18 protein-coding genes are annotated in these 17,934 nt (G+C 42.1%); 7 read left to right on the top strand and 11 right to left on the bottom strand.

All coding sequences use genetic code 11. From position 1 onward, the window contains the following. The first annotated feature begins 2 nt into the window (after positions 1 to 2). From D1164_RS11500 to D1164_RS11470, 7 genes are all read left to right on the top strand, one after another. The gene (locus D1164_RS11500; protein WP_119350127.1) at positions 3 to 1,631 is read left to right on the top strand and encodes a DUF4832 domain-containing protein; all 1,629 of its coding nucleotides are present in this window, start codon (positions 3 to 5) and stop codon (positions 1,629 to 1,631) included. Positions 1,632 to 1,634: 3 nt separating this feature from the next. Next, a complete protein-coding gene (locus D1164_RS11495) occupies positions 1,635 to 3,266 on the top strand; it encodes a DUF4832 domain-containing protein (RefSeq protein WP_119350126.1) in 1,632 nt (543 codons plus the stop codon). 5 nt (positions 3,267 to 3,271) lie between these two features. Further along, complete coding sequence (locus D1164_RS11490; RefSeq protein ID WP_119350125.1) at positions 3,272 to 4,318, top strand: nucleoside hydrolase; 1,047 nt, start codon at positions 3,272 to 3,274, stop codon at positions 4,316 to 4,318. 6 nt (positions 4,319 to 4,324) lie between these two features. Continuing rightward, the gene (rbsK, locus tag D1164_RS11485; protein WP_119350124.1) at positions 4,325 to 5,254 is read left to right on the top strand and encodes a ribokinase; all 930 of its coding nucleotides are present in this window, start codon (positions 4,325 to 4,327) and stop codon (positions 5,252 to 5,254) included. A gap of 12 nt (positions 5,255 to 5,266) precedes the next feature. Then, positions 5,267 to 6,268: a multidrug DMT transporter permease gene (locus D1164_RS11480; protein WP_119350123.1), complete on the top strand. Its 1,002-nt coding sequence runs from the start codon at positions 5,267 to 5,269 to the stop codon at positions 6,266 to 6,268. An 87-nt stretch (positions 6,269 to 6,355) separates the two neighbouring features. Then, entirely contained in the window at positions 6,356 to 7,966 is a 1,611-nt protein-coding gene (locus tag D1164_RS11475; RefSeq protein ID WP_119350122.1) for an ADP-ribosylglycohydrolase family protein, read from the top strand. A gap of 261 nt (positions 7,967 to 8,227) precedes the next feature. Then, positions 8,228 to 9,031 (top strand): glycoside hydrolase family 16 protein, encoded by an 804-nt coding sequence (locus D1164_RS11470; protein WP_119350121.1) that lies wholly within the window; start codon positions 8,228 to 8,230, stop codon positions 9,029 to 9,031. Between the two features lie 262 nt (positions 9,032 to 9,293). Here the strand turns inward: D1164_RS11470 and D1164_RS11465 are convergent, their stop codons facing one another. The 11 genes from D1164_RS11465 to D1164_RS11415 all read right to left on the bottom strand — a co-directional run bounded on the left by D1164_RS11465 (position 9,294) and on the right by D1164_RS11415 (position 17,917). Beyond that, complete coding sequence (locus tag D1164_RS11465) at positions 9,294 to 9,857, bottom strand: 2-oxoacid:acceptor oxidoreductase family protein (protein WP_119350120.1); 564 nt, start codon at positions 9,855 to 9,857, stop codon at positions 9,294 to 9,296. Positions 9,858 to 9,868: 11 nt separating this feature from the next. Next, the gene (locus tag D1164_RS11460) at positions 9,869 to 10,657 is read right to left on the bottom strand and encodes a thiamine pyrophosphate-dependent enzyme (RefSeq protein WP_119350119.1); all 789 of its coding nucleotides are present in this window, start codon (positions 10,655 to 10,657) and stop codon (positions 9,869 to 9,871) included. Next, positions 10,657 to 11,757, bottom strand: coding sequence for a 3-methyl-2-oxobutanoate dehydrogenase subunit VorB (locus D1164_RS11455; protein ID WP_119350118.1), 1,101 nt, complete (start codon positions 11,755 to 11,757; stop codon positions 10,657 to 10,659). Before D1164_RS11455 ends, D1164_RS11460 begins: the two co-directional genes overlap by 1 nt. A gap of 111 nt (positions 11,758 to 11,868) precedes the next feature. Next, positions 11,869 to 12,099 (bottom strand): 4Fe-4S binding protein, encoded by a 231-nt coding sequence (locus D1164_RS11450; protein ID WP_119350117.1) that lies wholly within the window; start codon positions 12,097 to 12,099, stop codon positions 11,869 to 11,871. A gap of 217 nt (positions 12,100 to 12,316) precedes the next feature. Continuing rightward, on the bottom strand, positions 12,317 to 12,883 hold the full coding sequence (locus D1164_RS11445; RefSeq protein WP_119350116.1) for a Crp/Fnr family transcriptional regulator: 567 nt from the start codon (positions 12,881 to 12,883) through the stop codon (positions 12,317 to 12,319). A gap of 9 nt (positions 12,884 to 12,892) precedes the next feature. After that, entirely contained in the window at positions 12,893 to 14,212 is a 1,320-nt protein-coding gene (locus D1164_RS11440) for an aminotransferase class I/II-fold pyridoxal phosphate-dependent enzyme (RefSeq protein ID WP_119350115.1), read from the bottom strand. A 14-nt stretch (positions 14,213 to 14,226) separates the two neighbouring features. After that, positions 14,227 to 14,751 carry a flavodoxin gene (locus D1164_RS11435; RefSeq protein WP_119350114.1) on the bottom strand — a complete coding sequence of 175 codons (525 nt, stop codon included), beginning with the start codon at positions 14,749 to 14,751 and terminating at the stop codon, positions 14,227 to 14,229. Between the two features lie 22 nt (positions 14,752 to 14,773). Then, positions 14,774 to 15,610, bottom strand: a complete 837-nt coding sequence (locus D1164_RS11430; RefSeq protein ID WP_119350113.1) for a prephenate dehydratase — start codon at positions 15,608 to 15,610, stop codon at positions 14,774 to 14,776. Between the two features lie 83 nt (positions 15,611 to 15,693). After that, complete coding sequence (locus D1164_RS11425) at positions 15,694 to 16,122, bottom strand: ACT domain-containing protein (protein ID WP_119350112.1); 429 nt, start codon at positions 16,120 to 16,122, stop codon at positions 15,694 to 15,696. A 5-nt stretch (positions 16,123 to 16,127) separates the two neighbouring features. After that, a complete protein-coding gene (locus tag D1164_RS11420) occupies positions 16,128 to 17,426 on the bottom strand; it encodes a phenylacetate--CoA ligase family protein (protein ID WP_119350111.1) in 1,299 nt (432 codons plus the stop codon). Positions 17,427 to 17,485: 59 nt separating this feature from the next. Next, a complete protein-coding gene (locus D1164_RS11415) occupies positions 17,486 to 17,917 on the bottom strand; it encodes an amino acid-binding protein (protein WP_147372163.1) in 432 nt (143 codons plus the stop codon). Positions 17,918 to 17,934: the final 17 nt, after the last annotated feature.

Genomic DNA, 17,934 nt, shown 5'->3' with positions numbered 1-17,934 from the left:
AAATGATACATCTTTTAAAATTAATTGCAGGAAGCTTTGTTTTTGTTGTCGTACTGGCAGCATGCTCAAAGGATGATGATAACCCAATGGCCGATATAACCGATACCGAAGTATTTGATGGAGTTGTCTATGTTTCTCCATATGAATATCCTAAGGCTTTCCGCAACCCTATGAAGGGGTTGCGGGAATACTTTGGCCCGGGTTATGACACCAAGCGCACTGAATATCCCCTACCCTTTGGCTCAATAGTAAAAGAGTATATGCAATGGAATATGATGGAAAACATAGAGTCAGATGGAGTTGAAAAGGTGATTGCATACAGCAACCATCGTTGGGAAGGTGTTGAAGACATTAATATGAAAGTTATTCCCCGCCCCTATATTGTTTGGATGGAAAAATACAATGGCGGATATGCAAAAAATACATACACTGACAATCCCGATGATTTAAATGGTTGGCACTGGCCCTCTGATTTCCCTCCGGTGAAGCGTTCTGAAGATGAAGACACTCCAAGTACGGGGGGATATTTCGATCCTTCATTCTCTGACCGGATAAAAGAACTTGTCAAAAAAATGGGGGAAGCATGGGATAACGACCCTCGGGTGGCTTATATCGAGATGGGAATTATCGGAGAGTGGGGGGAGCACCATGATCCCTGTATATCAAACTACTGGAAACCCATTCACCAGGATTATCATGTGGATAACCGTACATGGATTCCAGGTATTGAAAAAGTATTGGGTGATGCTTTTTCTGAGGCATTTAAGAATAAAAAAGTCATGGTGCGGTATGCATACGATTTTCAGGATTATGAATTTGGTAACTACTGGGATTCTTTTGCTATTGATGAAGAGGAGGAACGTGGTTATAATTCAATCCAAAAATTTTCTCCCAACAGATGGAAGACGCAGCCCATGGGAGGTGAAATAACATGGAATTGGGGGAGCCTTTACAGTGCAGGCTATCGTAGTCTGGAAGATTGTGTTGCCAATGGTTCGACACGTCAACTCATAATAAACCAGATTCGCACTTTGCATACAAATCATCTGGGAGGAGTAACCTGGGCTGATTTCTCCAATAAAGAATTTCTCGATAATATTTCCCAGATACAGAAAATACTGGGATATCGTTTTGTCCTGAAAAAATTCAGTTACCCAACCAAAATAAAATCAGATGTTCCATTCGATATTAATTTTAGCATAGTGAACACTGGTTCTTCTCCGTTCTATTATAATTGGCCTGTCGAAATTTCTCTTCTTGATATAGATACGCAAAAACCAGTGTGGTCAACCATATTGGATGATGTAAATATTACCGAATGGATGCCTGGAGATAATTGGAAAGCCTCTGTAAATTCGTATGATCAAGAAGCTAAAACTTATACAATAACTAAAAATTTAAATATCGAATCCAATATTGAGCCAGGTAAATATATACTTTCAATAGCAATTCTGGACCCTGCCGGGATGCTGCCTTCCATAAGGTTTGCGACAAGAAATTATTTTGAAGGAGGAAGGCATCCTATAGGCTATGTTGGAATTGATATGGATATCGATAATTTCAAAATAGACTCTAAGCTATTTGATGACATAGCCGGCGACAAAACATTGAAATATGTAATTAATAATTAGTCAATGAAAAGAATATTAGTTTTTATTGTATTTCTATTCTTCTTAAACTCAATCGTATTTGCTCAATACAAAATATCGGTTTCCAATAAAAATGTATCTGTTTCATTTGAGGAATACAATCGTGCTTTGCGAAATCCGATGAAGGGATTCAGGGAATATTTCAACCCTGGTGTTGATATAAAACGGAACGAATATCCATACCCTTATGGAACAATGATAAAAGAGTATATGCCATGGGACAGGGTGGAAAACAGCATTACCGATGGAGTTGATAAAATAATTGAATACAGCAATTATCGTTGGGAAGGTGTTGAAGACATTAATATGAAAGTCATTCCAAGAGTATTTATTGTGTGGCTGGAACCTTGGCACGGAGGCCAACCTCAAGACCCATACAACCCGGATGATTTGAATGGAACCCACTGGGCAGATGATATGTTACCTGAATACGATTCTCCCTACAAACAGATTCCAGGTTCAGTAGGTGCAATGGTTGAACCCGGGGATTCCATTAAACCTATAAGAGGAGGTTATTTTGATCCATCTTTCCCGGAAAGAGTTATGAACTTGATTGAAAAAATGGGGAAAGCCTGGGATAATGATCCGCGTGTGGCATATGTTGAAATGGGAATTATTGGAGAATGGGGAGAACATCATGATCCCGACATCTCCACATATTGGCCTCCTCACGATGAGCCCAAGCATGTTGCCAACCGAACATGGATTCCTGGTATTGAAAAAATTTTAGGCGATGCCTTTTCAAAAGCCTTTAAGAACAAAAAAGTGATGGTACGTTATGCTTATGAATTTGAAGATTATGAGTTTGGCATATATTGGGATTCGTGGGCTATAGAGCAGGAAATAGACCGAGGGTACAATGAAATGCTCAAATTGGAAGACCGGTGGAAAACTCAGCCTATAGGCGGAGAAGTTACCTGGAATTGGGGGAATTTACAATCGCAGGGATTCAGGAGTTTCGAAGATTGTGCCAATGATGAGGCAACACGCCAGGTAATTATTGAACAGATTCGAAATCTGCATTGCAATCATTTGGGAGGAATAACATGGGCCAATTTTAACGATCCGGAATTTATTCCGAATGCCGACTTAATTCAAAAATCTCTGGGATATAGATTTGTATTGTCTGAATTTGATTACCCTCGCCAAATTAAAAAAGGTACCCCTTTTAATATTCAATTTAAACTGACAAACAAAGGTTCATCACCATTTTATTATGATTGGCCAGTTGAAATAAGCCTGCTCGATGCGTCTACCCATAAAAAAGTATGGAGTAAAATGCTGGATTCTGTTAAAATATCCCAATGGATGCCTGGAGAAAACTGGAGCATTGAAAAAGAAAAATACCTGATTGAGCCTCCTGTTTATATAATAAATGAGTCTTTGTTAATTGACCAACCGATTACCCCGGGAAAGTATATTATAGCTATTTCAGTTCTCGATCCCGCTGGGATGTTGCCCTCTATCCGGTTCGCCAATACTAATTATTTTAATGGAGGCATTCACCCAATTGGCTACCTTGGATTGGACAGCAAAATTGATAATTTTGAGATTGACACAACAATTTTTGATGATCCAAAACATGATAAAACATTGAAATATAAAATTCCAAACTAAAAATTATGAACAGGTATACGATTTTTATATTGGTTGTTATAATGGCGGCTTGCAACAGCCCGGCCAGAAAAGCCCAACCTTCGAACAACGAAAAGCATGAGAAACAACCGATACAGGTAATATTCGACACTGATTTAGGCAATGATATTGATGACGTCCTTGCACTTCAGATGCTGTTAAATTACCACAAGCAAGGCAAAATAAACTTACTCGGAATAAGTCTCAGCAAAGCAAACCCGTTTGCAATAGAATATGTTGATGGCTATTGTAACTTTAATAACATTCCGGATATTCCTCTTGGATATGTTTATGATGGAGTTAATCCGGAAGATGGCAGTTATCTTCGTCAAACTTTAGAGACAAGTGTTGACGGGCAAAATATTCTGATGCCAAGAAGATCCATAAAAGACAGTATACCAAAAGGATATATTTTAATGCGTGAACTTTTATCTTCCCAAAAGGATAGTTCTGTTATCATTGTTGCCGTCGGCCCCGAAACAAATCTGGAAAGACTACTCCATTCCGAACCAGACCAATTTAGTAATTTGGCTGGTATAGAACTGGTGAAAAAGAAAGTAAAATTTCTGTCGGTAATGGGAGGCTTGTATGGAAATGAGTTTGACTTTCCTGAATGGAATATTGTCCAGGATTTGCCAGCGGCTCAAACTGTTTTTGAAAAGTGGCCTACTAAAATTATTGCCAGCGGATGGGAGGTAGGAAATAAATTACTGTATCCGCATCAGAGTATCCTAAATGATTTTAACAATTCTTCCAGGCATCCTCTCTGTGTATCTTATAAACTTTACGGAGAAATGCCTTATGACAGGCAAACGTGGGATCTTACTTCGGTTCTTTATGCAGTTGAGCCACATAAAAACTATTTCCGTATATCTTCGAACGGTACAATAACCATTGATGATGAAGGACATAGTAAATTTGTTCCAGCGAAAGAAGGGATGCATCGGTACTTAAAGGTGGATGAATCAAATATAGAATATACTCTGAATGCTTTAATCCAAACAGTAACTGGAAAAAGGGAGGAGAATCAATAAATTGTTATGGATAAAATTTTAGTTATAGGAAGCTCTAATGCCGATTTAATTGCAACAATGGAACAATTCCCTGTTGCGGGTGAAACAATTGAAGGTGTGTCGTTTCAGCAAGCCATGGGCGGAAAAGGGGCAAACCAGGCACTGGCTGCTCACAGAGCAGGTGGGGACGTCACTTTTATTACCAGCCTCGGCAATGATGTTAACGGGCAGAATGCTTTTCAGTATTACAAAAACGAAGGGTTGGATGTTTCTTTATCCTTGCTTACCGACAATGAGCCAACCGGGACAGCGATGATTTGGGTGGATAAAAAAGGAGAAAACAGCATTGTAATAATCCCTGGCGCCAATAAAGAGCTTACACCTGAATATATAATTGCTGTCGAAGAAAAAATTGCAAATGCAGATTTTATTGTGTTACAAATGGAAATTCCTTATGAAACGGTAAAAACAATTTGTGAGATTGCCGTAAAAAAAGGGAAGAAGATATTGTTAAACGTTGCTCCGGCCTGCCACTTAGACGATGATATCCTGAAGGCAGTGCATGTTTTGGTTGTAAATGAAACAGAAGCAGAAATTATATCCGGAGAAAAAATGGAAGAGCTGGGAGAGGAAGCCATTGTTAATAAGCTTTTAATAATGGGTGTACAGAATGTAGTTTTAACTCTTGGTAAAGAAGGCAGCATGTTTAAAAATAAAGAAGAACAGTTGAAAATCCCGGCCTTTAAAGTTGATACGATAGATTCAACGGCGGCCGGCGATACCTTTTGCGGCGCCATGGTTGCCGAGCTGAGTAAAGGACACCGTATGAAAGAAGCTCTTGAATTTGCAACTGCCGCCGCAGCTATCTGTGTAACACGGATGGGAGCGCAACCTTCAATACCTTCAGAAAAAGAGGTAAGGAAATTTTTAAATCATCGAAAACAAGAAATCAACTAAAATCAAACGATCATGTATATTGTAAGCAGTTATCCTTTAGCGGTTGTTTTTTGCTTTATTACCATGTTATGCTGGGGCTCATGGGGAAATACCCAAAAACTTGCCGGAAAAACATGGAGATACGAACTATTTTACTGGGACTATGTTACCGGCGTTTTGTTGCTTTCAATCATCTCTGCATTTACCCTTGGCAGTTGGGGCGAAAACGGAAGAGGATTTTTAGCAGATTTGGGGCAGGCTGACTGGAGCAACATTGGCAGTGCTTTTTTCGGAGGTGTTATTTTTAATGCAGCCAATATTCTTTTATCTACGGCAATTGCTATTGCTGGTATGGCTGTCGCTTTTCCCGTGGGAATTGGTTTAGCCCTGGTTCTCGGAGTAGTAATCAACTATCTGGGTTCCCAAAAGGGAGACCCGGTGTTTTTATTTCTCGGAGTTGGAGTGATTACCATCGCTATTATTATTAACGCGCTGGCTTACAAAAGAGCCTCTTCCGTAAATCAGAAAGTAAGTACCAAAGGAATACTTATTTCTGTGCTGGCAGGTGTATTAATGTCGTTTTTTTACCGTTTTGTTGCCCGGTCGATGGATCTGGATAACTTTGTGAATCCCGCTGCCGGAATGATGACTCCTTACACAGCAGTTGTAATCTTTTCCCTCGGTATTTTCCTGAGCAATTTTCTCTTCAATACCATATTAATGAGAAAGCCCATAAGTGGAAACCCCACCCATTACAAAGCATATTTTAAAGGAGGTTTTTCCATACACCTCGTAGGTATTTTAGGTGGAATAATTTGGGGCATTGGGAATTCACTTAACCTGATTGCTGCAGGAAAAGCAGGCGCAGCCATTTCTTATGGTTTAGGCCAGGGAGCGACACTTGTTGCAGCTTTGTGGGGAGTATTTATATGGAAAGAATTTAAAAATTCACCCAAAGGAACCAATGGTATGCTTGTGCTGATGTTTATTCTTTTTGCCATCGGAATTATTTCAATTATCTATGCCGGACAATGAAAATGTTTTCTGAAATATAGACTGAAATTTATTTTTTTGATGGCTTGATTCCTTCATTGTACTTTTATAACCAAATTAGACCGCATCATGAATTTGAAAGTTTTACTATCCCCCATTGTACTGTTAGTCTTCACGTTTATCGAGTGCAAAGACAAAACTATACAAAAGGAATCAACAGTATTTGCAGACGGACAAAAGATTACAATTTCCAAAGCAGTATTGGAAGACAAAATAAAGGGCGGTTGGGCCGGTCAGGTCATAGGGTGTACTTATGGCGGCCCAACCGAGTTCAAGTGGCTGGGAACCATGATTGATGATGACGTACCTATACCGTGGGATGAAAACCAGATAGAATTTTGGTACGATCAATTTCCGGGCCTTTACGACGATGTGTATATGGATCTGACTTTTGTTTCCGTCTTCGAAAAGCATGGGTTGGATGCATCCGATACGTTACATGCCCAAGCCTTTGCGAATGCCCGGTATCCGCTCTGGCACGCCAATCAGGCCGCGCGGTACAATATTCTGAATGGGATTATGCCTCCCGAATCAGGGCACTACTTTAATAACCCGCATGCCGACGATATCGATTTTCAGATTGAATCAGACTTTGCAGGGCTGATGTCTCCGGGCATGATGAATGCCTCTTCTGAAATTTGCGATCGTATCGGCCACATTATGAATTTCGGAGATGGCTGGTATGGCGGTGTGTTTGTTGCGGGAATGTACACACAGGCTTTCATTTCCGATGATGTGGCGTTTGTCGTTAATGAAGCATTGAAAGCAATTCCGCAGGAAAGTCGTTTTTATCAGTTGATTGCCGATGTGGTGCAATGGCACAAAATGTATCCCGGCGACTGGAAACAAAACTGGTTTGAAATTCAAAAAAAGTGGTCGTCTGAAAAAGGTTGTCCCGATGGGGTTTTCAATGCGTTTAACATCGATGCAAGCCTGAATGCAGCTTATATTGTGCTGGGTTTATTGTACGGAGATGGCGATTATGGAAAAACAATTGATATAAGTACGCGGGCCGGACAGGACTCTGACTGTAACCCCTCCAATGCAGCAGGTATTTTGGGAACGATGTTGGGCTACAGCAATATTCCCGAATACTGGAAGCAGGGGCTCGACCGTGTTGAAAAAAGGAATTTCAGCTTTGCAGCGTTTTCGCTGACCGATGCCTATAACTTAAGCTACCGCCATGCATTGGGAATGATAGAAAAACATGGTGGAAAAGTTCAGGGGGATACGGCGGAAATTGTATATCAGAAAGTGAAACCCCTAGAACTGGAGCAATCCTTTAAAAACCTTTATCCACTGGAAAGAATTTCTTACCAGTGGCCAATGGCGGGAAAAAGAATAGATGAACAGGAAAAAGAATATACCATTGAGTTCGAAGGAGCAGGGATTGTTTTGAGCGGAAACGCTGTAAAAACCGACAATACTTTACCCGATTATAAGCTGCAACTAGATGTTTTTGTCAACGGGCAACTGGTCGAAAATGTTTCGTTGCCCACTCAAGCGTTAATCCAGAAAACAAATATTTACTGGAATTATCAATTGGAAGAAGGTAAAAACACAATAAAGATGGTTGCATCCGATGTTCCGGAGGGGTATTTGGTAAATATTCATTCAGCACTAATCTACTCAAAAATCCAGCAATCCTCTCCCCTACACCATCATACGCTGAAACTTTAGTCAATATTGCAAATATTTATAATATTGATCATGTTAAAGATAGCAGGGGAAAACCAGCTATTAATAAAGCTGTCATTAAGAATTACAAAGAAAAAAGAATTCATTTTGTAAAGGACAGAATCAACCTTTCTAAACAGAATAAAAACAAATATATTTGTCGGAGTAGAACAACTTAAAAAAAAGCATTAAATACAAAATTTAACTGTACTACTAAAAAATATCAACTAAAACATAAAACTCTAAAATCAAAAATTAAAACGAATGAAACATCTACTTACAATCTTGATGCTATCCTCAGCCACTTTATTTTCATGCCAGATATCAGAAAAAAAATCAGACGAAAATACTTCTCCTAAAAACACAGCACTCTCGCAGGATATTTTTAATCCGGAAAAAGAAGGTTATTCTTTGTTTTGGGAGGACCAGTTTAACGGGTCGGAACTGGATACCACAAAATGGAAAATAAGAGGAACCGGGCCCCGCCGTATCGGATACAACGATCCTTCCATGGTGTCCGTAGGAAATGGGAACCTGCACCTGATGTATGACATAAAAAAAGACAGTATTATGGGTAGTGCAATCGGTTCTTACGAGACCTTTAACACCACTTACGGGTATTTTGAATGCCGTGCCCGCCTGCAAAAAGGCAGCGGTCCCTGGTCCGCATTCTGGATGCAGTCTCCGCTGATTTCAAAAGGGGAAGATCCGGCAACGTTTGGGGCTGAAATAGATATTTTTGAATATTTCAAGGGTTTGGGTGACGATCACATGACCCATTGTATTCATTGGGCGTACGGGCCAAACCAGCAAAGCTGCGGACAATTGAAAAGCGAGTTGGAAGGACTATCTGAAGGGTTTCATACATTTGCCCTTGAATGGACCCCGGAAAAATATGCTTTCTATATTGACGGGTTAAAGTTTCACGAATTAAGCGACGGCTTGTCACACATCGACCAATACATGATCTTAAGCATGGAAATTCCCCCTACTCTGGAAGGGATTAAAAATGCCTGTGCCCCTGACACATTTATGGTCGATTATGTAAAAGTTTACAAAAAACTATAATTGTTTTCCAAATCAGAAAAAATCAACAGCATCATTTCTGAATGTACCTAAAGAAAAGCACACCATGTGATTTAGGGAGTGAGGATGAAAACAAGTGAACTTTTGGAATTCACCAACGAGCTATCCTCGCGAAAAAGCTTGTATTCTGCCCCGGGAACAGTTCACTGGTAAAGGCTGGTAACCGAAACAACAAAAATTGCAGTGTAAGGAATGTTGCAGGGGATACCTCTGTAATTCCAACAAAGTGTTCAACCCGGTTGACTCACACCTCCACTTCCACTGTCTGCACCGTTTCCACAATTTCCTGTCCTTTCTGAATGGCTTCCAGGTTAAGCGGAATGAGTTTATGATAACGTTCAGGTAATGATTTCTCGAGACCTTTTTCTACATTGTCGAGCTTCAAAATAGGTTTTACCTTCAGAAAACTTCCCAGCACAACCATGTTAAAGACCTTGGGATTTCCCATTTCTATCGCGGCTTTCGTACCTTCAATCCTGTAAATATTAATATCTTTCCGTACAGGTGGTTTTACAATACCATTCGGATCGTAAAGCAAAGTACCGCCCGGTTTCACGGCCTTTTCAAATTTATCCATACTCTGCTGGTTTAAAATGATAGCGGTGTCGAACTCATGCAAAACGGGCGAACTAATACGGTTGTCGCTCACAATAACCGTTACGTTGGCTGTTCCTCCGCGCATTTCAGGCCCGTAGGACGGAAACCAGGTCACCTCTTTGTCTTCCATAATTCCTGAATAGGCAAGTATTTTCCCCATGGACAACACCCCCTGCCCTCCGAAACCGGCAATTATCATCTCTTCAGTCATAATCATTAGTTTTAATTTTTTGAAACGGGTTCCCCTTTTTCACTGTCTTTTAAATCACCCAGGGGATAGTATGGAAACATGTTTTCTTCCATCCATTTATTGGCCTGAACCGGCGTCATTTTCCATCCCGAATTACAGGTGGATATCACTTCTACAAACGACGTCCCTTTTTTATCGAGTACGTTTTGGATACCTTTTTTTAGTGCCCTTTTGCATTTACGCACGGCAGCAGCGGTTTGTGCCGATTGCCTCGTAACATAAGATGTCCCGGGCAACTGTGCCACCAAATCTGTCATCTTCAGCGGATAGCCATTCAGTTCAGAATCTCGCCCGCAGGGAGTGGTGGAAGTTACCATGTTTTCGATGGTGGTGGGTGCCATCTGCCCCCCGGTCATTCCGTAAATCCCGTTGTTTATAAAAATTACCAGCATGTTTTCGCCCCGGTTACAGGCATGAATAATTTCAGCAGCACCGATAGAAGCCAAATCGCCATCTCCCTGGTACGTAAATACAAACTTATCGGGGTTCAGACGAACCACTCCCGTTGCCACTGCCGGCGCTCTTCCATGGGCCGCTTCCTGCCAGTCAATATCAATATAATTATAGGCAAATACAGAACATCCCACCGGAGCAATACCAATTGTTTTTTCCTGAATCCCCATTTCACCAATTGCCTCAGCAATCAATTTATGCACCACTCCATGAGTACATCCCGGGCAATAGTGCATAATGGTATCTATCAACAACTCCGATTTGCCGTAAACCAGATTTTCAGGTTTTATAATGTCTTTGGTTTCCATTATCTTTTCTCCTTCAATAGTTTTTGTTCCAATGCTTCCACTACCTCGCCGGGGGTCGGAATAATACCTCCCATCCGACCGAAAAATGCTACCGGGCGAATTATACCGGCATCGAAAACAGCCTGTTTGACATCTTCTACCATTTGTCCGGCGCTCATTTCAACCGACAAAAATCCTTTTACATCTTTCGCCAGTTCCCCAATGATTGTCTTTGGGAACGGAAACAGGGTAATGGGCCTGAGCAGCCCCACTTTCACTCCTTTTTCGCGGGCAATTTCCACCGCCTTCTGACACACGCGGGCCGAGGTTCCAAAAGCCACAAAAATATATTCTGCATCATCGCATTGAATGGCTTCGTAACGTTGTTCTTCGGCCTCCATTCTGCGGTATTTTTCCTGGAAACGGTTGTTGTTCTCTTCCATTTTCAGGGAATCCAGCTCCAGGGAGGTAACCACATTTCGTTCTCTGGATGAAGGTTTACCAGTGGTGGCCCAACTTCCCGATTTTTCAATCACCTCCTCATCGGACCATCGCTCCTTGTAATCCGATAATTCTACTTTCTCCATCATCTGTCCGATAGCACCGTCGGCAAGAATCATCGATGGGTTGCGGTATTTGAAAGCCAACTCAAACGCCAGGTCTACAAAATCGTTCATCTCCTGCACCGACGAAGGCGCCAGCACAATCATTTTGTAGTCGCCATGTCCTCCCCCCTTTACTGCCTGCGAATAGTCAGCCTGCGAAGGTTGGATTGTTCCAAGACCAGGCCCTCCACGCTGCACATTCACCACCAGGCAGGGCAATTCAGCTCCTGCGATGTAGGAAATTCCTTCTGACATTAAGCTGATGCCGGGACTGGAAGAGGAGGTCATTACTTTTTTGCCGGAACCGGCAGCGCCATAAACCATGTTAATGGCCGCAACCTCACTCTCCGCCTGCAAAACCACCATCCCCGTTTCATTCCAGGGCTGGCGTTCCATCAGGGTCTCCATCACTTCGGACTGAGGTGTAATGGGATAGCCAAAATAACCGTCGCATCCGCACCGGATGGCAGCCTCTGCCAACACCTCGTTTCCTTTCATTAACCTTAATTCGCCCATTCTATTTATTTTTATTTTTCACTCTTAAAGCTGATATCTGCGAGTTATTATTCATCGGTCATTTAATTAAAAACCGATACTGCAACTCTTACCGATCACTACTTACTTCTTCTAAGCCCTTACTTTTGCCCGGTAAACTGTAATGCATGTATCGGGGCAAACAACGGCACAATTGGTACAACCGGTGCAGGATTCAGGATTTTTCATAAAAGAATAATGATATCCCCGGCTGTTTACTTCCCTGTGCAATGCCAGTACATCCTCCGGGCAGGTCTGAACACATAAATCACACCCCTTGCAAACTTCCACATCAACTACAACAGCTCCTTTTACTTTTGCCATATTTTTTAATTTTCTGCTAAAATTAACAACCTTTTATTCCAAAAAACACTATAAAGATCAGGTTATTTCATAAAGTTTTCAAGCAATTACAATTTCTAAAATGATGAAATATTAAAATAATAAATCGTTAGTATTTTTTTGGTACAGATTAAAAATTGAATCTGTTGAGCAAAACTATTTTTTACATCCCGGAAATCATGCAACTAATGTTGCGTTCTTAAATTTTATAAAGAAAACGGGTAAGAATGTTTCTGTGAATACCCAGATAAGAAGCAATATGCTGCCGTTGGAGCTTTTTTCCCAACTCCGGATATTCTTCAAAAAATTTCCGAATTCGTTGCTCGGCATTGAGTGACTGGAAGGAATGAATTCTTTCCATGGCCTGGATGTAACTTTCCTCAGCCAGAATTCGCACGGTACGTTCAAACTTCGGATGGTGATCGAGTAAATACTTAAACTCTTCTTTTTCAATAAAAATAAGTTCCGAATCTTCGTAAGACCGAATCGCTTCACTGGAATTTTTCCCAAGATAAAAGCTACGATGATTACTTACGATGAAGTTGTTCGGAGGGAAGAAAAAGCGAGAAACCCATTCGGTGCCGCTGTCGGCAATATAAGTGGAATAAAGAAGTCCGCTGATAAGAATACCAATTCTTTGCGTTTTTTCACCGTAATCAATAAACGATTCGCCTTTTTTCAAAACAGCGGGCTTATTTTTCAGATCGATCTGCTTCAACAATTCAAGGGTAATATTGTACCGAGAAATGATTTTCTGCTGATCCATCAAAACGCTTTAATTCTTTTGCGAAAAATATTCGTTGAACAATTTTAACCGCTCTTCCATATCTCCGAATTGTTCCCGTTTCACAAATGAAACACAGGCACGAATCCCCTCCTCATCGCTGCCGGTATTGTCGAGCGCAATGGCGCTGACACCGTAATATAACAGATTAGCGACCAATTGGTTTCCGGTCATTCCGGGATACGATATGGTAAAGTAAAATCCGTTGGCAATAGGTTGATCCAGATCTTCTTTATACACGATATCAAACCCGTTTTCGAGAAATAGGCGTTTCATAACTTTTGCCTTTTCACCGTACTCCTTTACACTTTCCACAAAATTGAAACGGCCTTCGTTTGCAGCTTTCAACATGGCCGCCAGCGCCCACTGTGCCGAATGGCTGGCACCTGTTGATAAGGCATAAATCAGCCTCAACGTAATGGTGCTTCCAAAATCGGTCCCTCCAAACCGTTCCTGCAGGTCCGGATAATCACGTTTATAAAGTGAGTCTGAAACAATCATCAGGGCGCAACGCTGACCAGCGTAAGAAAATATTTTGGAGCTGGAAATGAAAAGAATGTAATTTTCAGTGTAGCGCGCCACGGTGGGTTGGAAAGGCGGCTCCCCCGGTTTGGAAAAATCCTGCCGGAAATCCATACCAAAATAAGCCAAATCCTCCATCACAACTACGTCATACTGGTTTGCCAGATCGCCTATTGTTTGCAACTCTTCTTCCGAAAGACAAATCCATGCCGGATTATTCGGATTGGAATATACAATGGAACAGATATCTCCTTTGGAAAGGTACTCTTCAAGTTTTGCTTTCAGCTTCTCTCCCCTGAAGTGGAACACATCGAAGGTTTTGTACTTTTGCCCCAGTACTTGCATCTGCTGCTTTTGCACCGGGAAACCCGGATCGATAAAAAGGGTGGTATCCTTCCCCTTCACTGCATTTCCGACAGCCAAAAACGCGGAGTAGGTTCCCTGCATGGAACCAACTGTGGGAATACAGCTTTTGGGAGAAACTTCAATATCCAAAAAGTTTTTTATGAACCGGGCAGCTTCCTCTTTTAACGGCTTAATTCCATCAACCATAGGATATATTGCTGCCACACCCCGTTGGAGCGCCTCTATTTCGGCATCCACACCAACCTGGGCCGGTGGTAATCCGGGCACCCCCATTTCCATGCGAATATATTTTTGCCCGGTTTCTTCTTCCACAAGATTCACAAGAGCCACAATCTCACGAATTGAAGCTTTTCCCGGATCAGCAATCCGCAGTTCCTTAATTTTTTTATCGATTATTTCTTTACTGAAAGGAGAATTTTCCATGATATATTTTCCGGTTAAAACCCAAAATGGGGCCGAAGTTGTTCCACCCAGTTTTTCACCCGCTCATCCGTCAGTTCCGGTTCAAAATCCTCATCCACCGGCAACCCCATGAACTGGCCGTCTACTAATGCCTCCGACTCCTCAAATTCGTAGCCGTCAACCGGCACCTGACCTACAAGAGACGCTCCGTTCTCCATCAGTTGGCGCCCCAGTAAACCAATATGATCAACAAATGTAGCCGAGTATGTTATATGATCTCCCAACCCAAAAATGGCGAGCGTTTTGCCTTCGTAGCGGGTTTTTCCGATTTCGGGCAGAAAGTTTGCCCAGTCCACATTATTATAGGTGGCATGCCAGGTTTCTTTACCAACCGTTGAAATACCAAATATAATTTTGTCGTATTTTTCCAAATCAGCAACAGTGGCATCTTTCACCGGCACCATAACCACTTTTTCTTCGCCGATGGTTTGTTGAATTTTTACTGCTACCCTGTGAACGGCGCCGTCAGACGGCCCAAAAAAAATTGCGGTTTTGCTCATTTCTTTTCGTTTTATTTTTTATTTACTGGTCGTGCATATAAATTTCGCTTCGCTCATATTCCCCCAAAATAGCGAGGCTTGAAACACTCTTCAACGCCTGGTGCAAAGCCCGGTCATAGTTTTCCAGCTTTTCCCATTCAATATCGACATGAATAGTATATTCATTCGGCTTTCCAATTACCGGAACCGACTGGATCTTTGCCAGGTTAATTTCGTTTTCGGCAAATACATTAAGCACCCGGGCCAGGGAGCCGTAAAAATGCCCCACTTCAAAACAAAGAGATGCTTTATTGGCCTTTTCCGTTGGGTTACCATGTTTGGCAAGAACAAGAAACCGGGTATAATTTTTTTTGTTGGTTTCAATGCCGGTTTCAAGGATATTGAGTTTATATAACTCTGCCGAACGCAAATTGCCAATGGCAGCCGCATGGGGAAGCTGCTCGTCAGACATAAGTTTTGCCGCTGCAGCCGTATCCAATCCCTCGTGCAAATTCGCATTCGGAAAATACTGTTCGAGGTATTCCACACACTGTTGCAAGGCCACCGGATGAGAATAGATATCGGTTATATCAGAAGGTTTAACTCCCTTTACAGCCATCAGATTCATTTGAATATGCAGGTAAATCTCACCAATAATCCGTAAGTGGTAATCTCGAATTAACTGGTAATTTTTCAGCAAACTACCGGCTATGGAGTTCTCGATAGCCATTACGGCATAATCCACTTTATCCGTATCTACCAGTTCACAAACACTGGTAAAAGATTTACATTCGACCACTTCAATTTTCTTATTGAAGTATCTCTGTGCCGCATCTTCATGAAAAGACCCGACGATTCCCTGTACAGCGATCCGCTTCATTTGTTCATTTTAAATAACCCCAAAGATACAAATTCTGGCTTTTAGAACAGGCCATCATTTTTTTCGCGCCCCGAAATTTAATATTATAGACGGTAGTGTCCGTTTTTGCCGAGCAAATCATCTTTATGGTTTTCGAGCTTTTCCACACATTTATCGATGTCGGTGGGCCTGATAACTATTACTGCCGTGTCGTTATCCATTGAAAAAGCATAGAGGTATTCGATAAAAACTCCTTCGGCACTCAGGATTTGCAGCATCCTTGAAAGGGCTCCCGGTCGGTTTGGGCTGTTCACCAGCACCACATCCGTTGTACGTACCGAAAACCGATTTTCTTTCAGCACCTCACACGCTTTTTCCGGATCGGAAACAATCAGCCGTAATACTCCAAAATCAGAAGTATCAGCAACTGTAAATGCTGAAATATTAATATCTGCGTTGCCAAGAATCTGGGCTACTTCGTTCAGCCGGCCCGACTTGTTTTCCAAAAAAACTGAAACTTGTTTTGTCTTCATTTTTTTTAAATTTTTCGATTGTCAATAACCCTTTTTGCCTTACCCGCCGTACGTTCAATGGTTTTGGGCTCTACCAGTTTCACATCAACCGAAATGCCCAGTGTTCCCTGTATATTGGCAGTAATCTTTTTGCGAAGCGCTTCCAGTTCGCGAATTTCGTCGGAGAAAAACTGTTCCTGCACTTCAACCAACAGCTTCAGGATATCAAGTGAGCCCTCGCGTTCTACAATCAACATATAATGTGGCTCGGTTTCGCTCATTTCCAGCAACACACTTTCTATCTGAGACGGGAACACGTTCACCCCTCTGATAATGAGCATATCATCTGAGCGCCCGGTACATTTTTCCATGCGCACAAGCGTTCTTCCACAGTCACATTTATCGTAAATAAGACGCGTTAAATCACGGGTCCGGTAACGAAGTATGGGAATTCCCTCTTTGGTAACAGTTGAAAACACCAACTCACCCAGTTCTCCGGGAGCCACAGGTTCCAATGTTTTCGGGTCGACAATCTCCGGGATAAAATGGTCTTCATTTACATGCATTCCTGCCTGTTGCTCACACTCACAGGAAACACCCGGGCCTACGACTTCACTGAGGCCATAAATATCGATAGCTTTTAACTTTAATTTGGATTCAATCTCCCGTCGCATGTTTTCGCTCCAGGGTTCAGCGCCAAAAATCCCCACCCGCAACTTCAGCGAATCGGGATCGATGCCCATTTCCTGCATCACTTCAGACAGAAACAGCGCATACGAAGGAGTACAGGCAATCACAGAAGTTCCAAAATCCTGCATCAGTTGAATCTGTTTTTTGGTATTTCCACCCGAAATGGGAATAACAGTAGCTCCCAGGTTTTCTGTGCCATAGTGTAACCCCAACCCGCCGGTAAAAAGCCCGTAGCCGTAGGCCACCTGCACAATATCACTTTTATGTACACCCGCCATGCAAAGCGCCCGTGTTACCACTTCTGCCCACATTTGTAAATCGTTGCGGGTGTACCCCACTACGGTAGGTTTTCCGGTAGTGCCCGAACTGGCATGCACCCGAACAATTTCACTCATGGGCACGGCAAACATCCCAAAAGGATAGTTATCGCGTAAATCTGTTTTATTGGTAAAAGGAAGACTGCTCAAATCTTCCACCGACCGGATATCGCCAGGTACCAATCCTTTCTCCTGCATTTTTGCCCGGTAGCTGGGAATGTTGTGGTAAATACGCTGAACTGTCTGAATGAGCCTTTCGCTCTGAACAGCAGCCATCTCATCGCGCGACGCACACTCCATCTTCTCGTTCCAAATCATACTTCTTCTTTGCTATGGTTTTTATTTTGTTTTAATTACAGTGATAGAGGGAAAACTATTCAGTTTCCGTAAACCGTTTTATCATCCAGAATGGGAATCCCGTTTTGCAGAAGCAATTTTTTTGCCTCCAGCACATCGGGAACGTCCAGTACCAAAATCGCCAGATTTGCGATGGAAATAAGACGGGTGTACGCGTTCTCGATGTGGATGCCTGCCCGCGAAATTTTTACCAGCAACTCATCCAACCCGCCTGTTTCATCTTTCATTTCCAGGGCAATTACTTCGCGTAAAGACACGGAGTCCCCTTTGTCTGTCAATACCTGGTAAGCTTTTTCGGGTTGATCGACAAGTAGATTAAGCACGCCCCAGCCATGTAATATATTATTCAGTATTAACGACCGGATATTAATTCCCTCCGCTTTCAGAATATTTGTAATTCCCTCTAAGTGGGTGATTTTATTCTCGAGAAAAACAGAAACTTCAAAAGCCATAATTGTTGATTTTTGGT

The organism is Mariniphaga sediminis (assembly GCF_003573545.1).
In the GTDB taxonomy this organism is placed as follows: Bacteria; Bacteroidota; Bacteroidia; order Bacteroidales; family Prolixibacteraceae; genus Mariniphaga; species Mariniphaga sediminis.
This window is presented reverse-complemented; position numbering and strand designations above follow the sequence as displayed.